Annotated in this window: 3 protein-coding genes and 1 tRNA gene; 1 reads left to right on the forward strand and 3 read right to left on the reverse strand. The window is 66.1% G+C overall.

Annotated features, from left to right (window positions below; genetic code table 11):
- Positions 1-140: 140 nt before the first annotated feature.
- Positions 141-605, forward strand: a complete 465-nt coding sequence (locus tag DD1DGNOD_RS10075; RefSeq protein WP_131764655.1) for a hypothetical protein — start codon at positions 141-143, stop codon at positions 603-605.
- Here the strand turns inward: DD1DGNOD_RS10075 and DD1DGNOD_RS10080 are convergent.
- From DD1DGNOD_RS10080 to DD1DGNOD_RS10090, 3 genes are all read right to left on the reverse strand, one after another.
- Complete coding sequence (locus DD1DGNOD_RS10080; protein WP_131764654.1) at positions 578-1,168, reverse strand: hypothetical protein; 591 nt, start codon at positions 1,166-1,168, stop codon at positions 578-580. The genes DD1DGNOD_RS10075 and DD1DGNOD_RS10080 overlap by 28 nt on opposite strands.
- Before the next feature lie 501 nt (positions 1,169-1,669).
- A tRNA-Ala gene (locus DD1DGNOD_RS10085) sits at positions 1,670-1,743 on the reverse strand.
- Between the two features lie 63 nt (positions 1,744-1,806).
- Positions 1,807-2,262 carry a hypothetical protein gene (locus tag DD1DGNOD_RS10090; protein WP_131769971.1) on the reverse strand — a complete coding sequence of 152 codons (456 nt, stop codon included), beginning with the start codon at positions 2,260-2,262 and terminating at the stop codon, positions 1,807-1,809.
- Positions 2,263-2,640 lie beyond the last annotated feature (378 nt).

A 2,640-nucleotide genomic window follows, 5' to 3' on the forward strand; every position in this document is an offset into this window, starting at 1 on the left:
CGAGATGATCGCAATGTGCACGTTGGGTCTGCCCAAGAAACGGTGTAACGGACAGCGATGTTCAAGCGTCTCTGCAGGTCACGGCCTTACTCTGGAGATTACCGATCAAGATCCCCTGACACTCCTCTTTCTGGTCCGTCGTGGGCAACGGCATCGGAGCGGTTCTGCTCGTTGTCATCTGCTTCATGGTTATCGGCGCCGTCATCTGGTTCGGCTATCGCTACACCTCGCGCGCTGTGAGGGCAGGCGATCCGGAAGCGATGAAGCGCCAGGCACTCGCGTCGGTCGGGGTCCCGACGTTCCTTCTCAGCCTGCTGGTCGTCGGCATCAGCGGCGTGGCAACGTCGGAGATCGTCTGGCAGTTAGTGCGCCATCAGCCGGCGACCAACGCGAACGGCTACGCCTGGGCGGGATGGTTGGTAGCCATCGCGGCGGCGGCCATCTTCCTCGCCGCTGTGGTACCGCTCGGCCTCCTCTTCAACGCTTGGCTCCCTAGCCTCGTCGATCCTCAGGCTCCTCCCCCTCCCCAATGGGGTTTCGCGGTGGTTGCCGCACAGCTGGCCCCGTGGCGGTCGCCCTACAAGACCCTCAAAGCCTGGTGGTAATAGGTCCACCACACCAGACGCACGAGCATGATCGTCTTGCCGGCTCCCGGCTCGCCGAGCACGACCAGCCGGCCGGTGGGCACCCGGTCGAGCACCTCGACCAGGTCGCCGGCGCCTCCGGCCGGCCCGGCCGGGCCGGCCGCCCACCGCCCCACCGGCGGTGGGGACGGCCACCCGGCACCGCCCGCGGTCGCGAGCCGGACCAGCGCCGCCCAGTCCTCGACCATCCCGGGATCCGCCGGCTGCCAGCGCACCGGCAACGCGTACGGATCGTTGAGCCGGCGCAGCTCCGCCTCGGCCGTCCACTGACGGCGGACCGCGGCCGCGATCTGATCGGCGACCTGCTCCAAGGTCAGGCCGGTAGCTGCGTCGGCCCGGTCGTCCCGGTAGGACGTCCAGGTCAGCCACAGCCCTGCCGGGCCCACGACACCGCCCACCACCCCGACCCAGGCGATCGCCGAATCCGGCCGCAGTAACCAGGCCACCACACCCGTGGCGCCGGTCGACGCGACCAGTAGCAGCAGCGTGATCAGGCCGGTGCGTCGTGTCCGAGATTCCCCCATGCCGTCATCATTGCGACCGGCCCTTCCACCGAACGCATCGATCCCGAGCCAGACATGAAAGATCGTAAAGGTGGGACTGGTCTCGGCGTGACCGCACCACCTACCGCCGGAGAATCAGCGCCACCTACCACACCCAGTTACTCCTATTCGATCACTATCATGCACCCCGGACGAGTACGGCTGACGCCTGTTCAAGTACTGCTCTCGCCCAAGGTGAGAACGCCCGCAACACATGCCTGGTGGTGAGGATCACCACCAGCTGGTCCTGAGGGGTACCGCTCCCTGCCACCCGATCCCACGGACGAATGACGGAAAAATGATCAAAAGCCTTGATCAGACTAACCTGATCAAGGCCTTGACTTGCGGATACGTGTGGACCCTCGAACCCGCCCGGCCGAGCGAAGCTCGGCATCGGGGGGTCCGGGGGGTCGCCCCCCCGGGCAGACATCGCGGCCAACGGCGAAGCTGAACGTAGTTCAGCGAGCACGCCGAGAAAGCCCGTGGAGGTGAGGGGACTCGAACCCCTGGCCTCCTCCGTGCGAGGGAGGCGCTCTACCAGGCTGAGCTACACCCCCTGGAGCTCTTGAAGCTTACAGCAGACCGGACGGGTGTGGCAGACGGCCCCTACTGAGTAGCTTCTACTCCACCGCGGCCTGCATCGGGATCGGCTCACCCACCCGTGCCCTGGGCACCAACAGGGCCGAGCCAAGATCGGTAGCCGGATCCGCCTCGCGCATCAGCCGGGCGAAGAACGTTGCCGCAGCCGCGGGCCGTAGGAGTCCCGCCTCGTGGCCACGCCAGCCGCATTCCTGCCCGCCGTCGAAGACAACCTGGTGATCCGGCGCCTCCCCATGGTCGAACACCATACGGACACTGTTGTGAATATAGCTATTATTCATTGGATTTCCGGTGTGTGTACCATCATCCGTATTCAGGCCGGAGGGAGCTGGGTGCCCGAAGGGCCGGTGTCCGAGCGAGGGGTGGTCCATCGGATAGTTCACCCAGAGCGACAGGCCCTCCTCCGGGACCCACTGCGGATCCCAGAACGGAAGCTGCCACATCGCACGCCCGGGGCGAAACAGCGACAGTTTCACCCGCACTCCGCGACACCGCAGATGGAACCCGAACCCGTCCGGACGCAGTCCGCGCAGTTCCACCGGTACGGCGCAGCTACGAGGGCACAACTGGAATCCCGCGGCCCGCAGGCTCGCAGTCCACTCCTCGAACGTCGGCTCCCGGGGACCGGGATCGCCGGACATCCCGTACCGCTGACCGCGATGGCCATAACTCACTGTGACGCCCCTTTGCGCTCACGTTGGCGATGACAGGCGGCGGAACAAGTAACCGGGAGACGTCCGTGATGCCGGCAGGCCCGGCTCACAGCAACCGCGTCGTATGCTGGAGCACATCGGGCAGGGACGACCATAGAGATCGGATCAGGCCATTATGGCCTGAGTGAGCAGACCTTCCCG

It is taken from the genome of Candidatus Protofrankia californiensis, from assembly GCF_900634765.1.
Lineage (GTDB): Bacteria > Actinomycetota > Actinomycetes > Frankiales > Frankiaceae > Protofrankia > Protofrankia californiensis.

What these genes read in the sequence shown, in the direction of transcription:
- DD1DGNOD_RS10080 (WP_131764654.1), bottom strand. Translation starts at nt 1,168, where the DNA reads ATGGGGGAATCTCGGACACGACGCACCGGCCTGATCACGCTGCTGCTA.